Consider the following 4,367-nt stretch of genomic DNA (forward strand, 5'->3'; position numbering starts at 1 on the left):
GGCTCGACCGGGCCGGGCACGACACCGGCGGCGCGGCGGTGCGGATGCTCGACATCCCCGCCCCGACCTTCCAGCGCGCCTACAACTCGGTCGCGAACTCGACGCTCTGGTTCGTCCACCACCTGCTGTACGAGACGCCCCGCGCGCCGCACTTCGACGCGCGGTTCCGGCGCGACTGGCAGTCCTACGAGGCCTACAACGCGGCGTTCGCCGACGCGGTGGCCCAGTCGGCCGAGCCGGGCGCGAAGACGGTCGTGCAGGACTACCACCTGTCGCTCGCGCCGCGGATGCTCCGCGAACGGCGTCCGGACCTGCGCGTGGCGCACTTCTCGCACACGCCGTGGGCCCCGCCGGAGTACTTCCGCATGCTGCCCGACGACCTGGTGATCGCCGTCCTGGGCGGCATCCTCGGCGCGGACCACGCCGGGTTCCTCACCCGGCGCTGGGCCGACGCGTTCCTCGCCTGTTGCGCCCAGCTCCTCCCCGGCGCGCGCGTGGACGGGAACTCGGTCACCTACGCGGGGCGGACGACCCGTATCGGCGTGCACGGGCTCGGCGTGGACGGCGAGTCCCTGCGCGCGCGAGCCGCGCAGCCGGACGTCGCCGAACGCAGGCAGGCCCTCCGCGCGCAGGTGGGCGGCCGCAAGCTGATCGTCCGGGTGGACCGGACGGAGCTGTCGAAGAACATCGTGCGCGGCCTGGCCGCCTACCGCGAACTGCTCGCGTCGCATCCCGAATGGCACGGTCGGGTCGTCCACCTGGCGTTCGCGTACCCGTCGCGGACGGACCTCGCCGAGTACCGGGCGTACACCGAGGCCGTCCACGAGACGGCGGGGGCGATCTCCGAGGAGTTCGCGACGCCCGGCTGGGACCCGCTGATCGTGCAGGTCAACGACGACTATCCGCGCTCGCTCGCCGCCTACACGCTGGCGGACGTCCTGCTGGTGAACCCCATCCGGGACGGTATGAACCTGGTCGCCAAGGAGGGTCCGGTCCTCTCGGCGGACGGCTGCGCGCTGGTGCTGTCCCGGGAGGCGGGAGCCGCCGCCGAGCTCGCGCGCGACGCGCTCATGGTGAACCCGTACGACGTGTCCCAGACCGCCGAGGCGCTGCACCACGCGCTGCTGATGCCGTCCGGAGAGCGCGCCGGGCGCTGCGGCCGCCTCGCCGCCACGGCGACCGCGCTCCCGCCCGCCCGCTGGTTCGCCGACCAGCTCGACGCGCTCGACTGACCCGGCGGCTCGTCGGGCCCGGCCAGTCCGCGCGGGGCGACTCCGCGCCCGACTAGACGGCCGGGGCCTCGCTCGAGGTGGCCTCCTCGGCGTCGAGGAGGCAGGTGACGGGGTTGGGCTCGTGCAGGCGCCGCCAGCGTTCGCGCACGTCGGCCTTGCGGTGCGCCATGCGGCGGTGCGCGGCGGTCGCGGCGAACTTCGCCAGCATCGCGGCGCTCGGCCGCGGCATGCCGCTCGGCTCGTAGCCGCAGGCGGTGAGCCGGTCGCCGAACGCGGCCTCCGCGAGCCCGGTCTCCCACGGTTCCAGCCGGTCCCGCCACGAGCCGACGCGTCCGGACGAGACGGCCGAGCGCGTCCGGTCGTGCCACTTCTTCTGCGGCGGGACGGTCAGCTCCGCGATGTGCCGCGGCTCGGTCATCGCCGGGTCGAACTCCTCGCCGAGGAAGACGCAGAGCCTGCCGAGCTCGCCCGCCGGATCGGCGACGAGGTCCTCGTACCGCAGCTCGTGGTAGGCGTCCGGGCCGAGCCGGCCGGCGGTGCGGCGGCCGATGTCGACCGCCTCGCGCCACGCCGCGATCGCGTGGTTCAGGTCGAGCTTGTACCAGGGCATCTCGCGCAGCGACGCCACGCAGTCGCGGCCGTCCCGGACGAGGTGGACGAACTGCGCGTCCGGGAACATCCGCAGCAGCGCCGGGACGTGCTTGGAGTAGCTGGGCCGCTTGTCGCCCCACCGCTCCCGGCCGAACCGGCGCGCGTACGCGCGGAACACGGTGCCCAGGGCGGAGCCGACCGTGGGCGGACCGTCCATGATCTCCTCGGTGACCGCCGACGCGTCCAGCCCGAGGTCGGCGAACTTCGTCTCGCGCCGGGTGGTGATCCACTCCGCGAGCCGCCGCCTGTTCTCCCTGTCCGCCAGGTCACCGAAGTCGCACCTTCCGGTGTAGGCCGGCAGCACGAACCGGGTCTCGGCGGGGATCGCGAGGCGCGGGTGCGAGTGCAGCATCAGCTGGAGCAGCGTCGTCCCGGAGCGCGGGCAGCCGAACACGAAGACCGGGCGGGCGGACGGGGCAGGACCGGTGACCATGCACCGCATGCTGGCTCACGGGCCGCGCTGACCAGGGCGGATTCGCTCCCGCTTGGCGCACCCGTTGCCGACCCTTGGGAGCGCCCCTTCCGGCGGCGGGTCAGGTGTAGGACTCGCCGAGCGTCTGCCGGACCTGCTTGCGCGCCTCGTGGATGCGGGACTTCACCGTGCCCAGCGGCAGCTTGAGCTGCGCGGCGATCTCGGCGTACTCCAGCTGGGAGACGTCGCGCAGCACCAGGGCCTGCACCAGGTCGGGCTTGCGGGACTCCAGGTCCTCCATGGCGTCGAGGATGTCGACCCGGGAACCGGCGATGACGCTGGTGCGGCGCGGGTCGGGGCGCTGCTGGGGCAGCTCGCCCGCCTGCTCCACCGAGCGCCGCTTGAGCGACCGGTAGGTCGAGCGCGCGGAGTTCGCCACCACCACGTGCAGCCAGGTGGAGAAGCGGGACCGCCCCTCGAACCGGTGGATGTTGCGCGCGACCTGCAGCAACGCGTCCTGGCACGCCTCCTCGGCGTCCTGCCGGTTGGGCAGGAAGCGGGACGCGTGCCGCAGCACGTCCGGCTCGATCTTCCGGAGCAGCTCGTCCAGCGCGCCCGCGTCCCCGCGGGCGGCCTTCAGCGCCAGCTCCTCTGTTCTCTCATCGAATGCCATCGCCGTGCCTCGACCTCGCTCGCACACACACCCCGTTTGTTGGGCATGATACGGGAGTGTCCTTCCCCTCTGCTGTCGGCCGTTACCGAATCGATCGCGCTCTCGGGTCCGGGGCGTTCGCCTCAGTGTGGCTCGGGCACGACGACGCCCTCGACTCGATGGTCGCGATCAAAGTCCTGAACGGCAGCCTGCTCGACGACCTCGACGTGCGCAACCGGTTCCTGGAGGAAGCGCGCATCCTGCGCCGCGCCGACTCGCAGCGGCTGGTCCGCGTGCACGACATCGGCGAGCTCCCGGACGGCCGCCCCTACTTCGTGATGTCGTACGCCGACCGCGGGACGCTGGCGGACCGGATGAGACAACGGCCGCTTCCGGTCGCCGAGGCGCTCGGCCTCGCCGAGGCCACCGCGTACGGCGTGGAGGTCATCAACACGCTCGGTGTGATCCACCGCGACCTCAAGCCGTCGAACGTGCTGTTCCAGTCCACGCCGGACGGCGGCGAGAAGGTCCTCATCGCCGACCTCGGGCTGGCCAAGGCGCTGGCGCACGCGTCCGGGGCGTTCACCCTCCCGGTCGGGACGCCCGGCTACATGTCGCCCGAGCAGGCCCGCTTCGGCGGCGGCCTGGACGTGCGCGCCGACGTGTACGGGCTCGGCGCGCTCACCTTCCACATGCTGACCGGACGGCCGCCGGGCCAGCCGCCGATCCGCGTCCCCCCGAGTGAGCTGCGCGACGGCCTGCCGTCCGGCACCGACGAGGTGGTGCTGCGCGCCCTGGAGGTCGAGCGCGAGAAGCGCTGGCCGACGGCCGAGGCGTTCGCCGAGGCGCTGGCCGAGCTGCGCGCGAAGGCCCTGGCGGAGTCGCCCGACGGGTCCCCGGCCGGGTCGGACGGGCCAGCTCCCGCCACGGTCGTCGGGCACGTCGGCCGCGGTCCGGCGGAGGCGCCGGACACGATGGTGGACGTGCCGTCTCCGCAGCACGCGGACATTTCCGGCGAACCCGAGACCCCTCCCGACGCGTCATACCCCGGTGTCCAGGACGAGGCACCGGAGGCGACCGTGCGCGACCACTCTCCCCATCACCCCTACGGGGACCGTCCGCCCGGCTCGGAGACCCTTCCGCCGGACGCCGGGCCCGACGACGACCGGACGACGGAGATGCGGCTGCCGCCCGGTTCGCCCGGCGGGCCGCGCGCCTCGTCCGGCGGGCAGGGCCATCCGGCGGCGCCGCGCGACAGCGGCGAGGCGACCATTCTCGACCGGCCAGGCGGGCGGTTCGGCGAGCCGGCGCCCCCGGCCGGCAACGACGGCAGGACGTCGGTGCTCCCGGCGAGCGGCCAGCACTACGAGCCCGGGCCGAGGCAGAGTCCGGGGCCCGGCGGGCAGCCGTACGACCCCGG

The 4,367-nt window shown here is 74.0% G+C and carries 4 protein-coding genes; 2 read left to right on the plus strand and 2 right to left on the minus strand.

The genetic code is table 11. From position 1 onward, the window contains the following. Positions 1–1,232 (plus strand): alpha,alpha-trehalose-phosphate synthase (UDP-forming) (locus AB0J52_RS29380; protein WP_500185787.1); only part of this gene is annotated, 1,232 nt, incomplete at its 5' end. A 52-nt stretch (positions 1,233–1,284) separates the two neighbouring features. On the opposite strand, the gene AB0J52_RS29385 is transcribed toward AB0J52_RS29380, so the two are convergent. Both AB0J52_RS29385 and AB0J52_RS29390 read right to left on the minus strand, forming a co-directional pair. Continuing rightward, on the minus strand, positions 1,285–2,316 hold the full coding sequence (locus AB0J52_RS29385) for a sulfotransferase family protein (protein ID WP_500185788.1): 1,032 nt from the start codon (positions 2,314–2,316) through the stop codon (positions 1,285–1,287). 100 nt (positions 2,317–2,416) lie between these two features. Further along, entirely contained in the window at positions 2,417–2,968 is a 552-nt protein-coding gene (locus tag AB0J52_RS29390) for an RNA polymerase sigma factor (protein ID WP_500185790.1), read from the minus strand. Positions 2,969–3,093: 125 nt separating this feature from the next. On the opposite strand from AB0J52_RS29390, the gene AB0J52_RS29395 reads away from it, so the two are divergent. Next, positions 3,094–4,367, plus strand: a 1,274-nt coding sequence (locus AB0J52_RS29395) for a serine/threonine-protein kinase (protein ID WP_500185792.1), incomplete at its 3' end; no start/stop codon positions are given.

It is taken from the genome of Spirillospora sp. NPDC049652, from assembly GCF_040675125.1.
Lineage (GTDB): Bacteria > Actinomycetota > Actinomycetes > Streptosporangiales > Streptosporangiaceae > Spirillospora.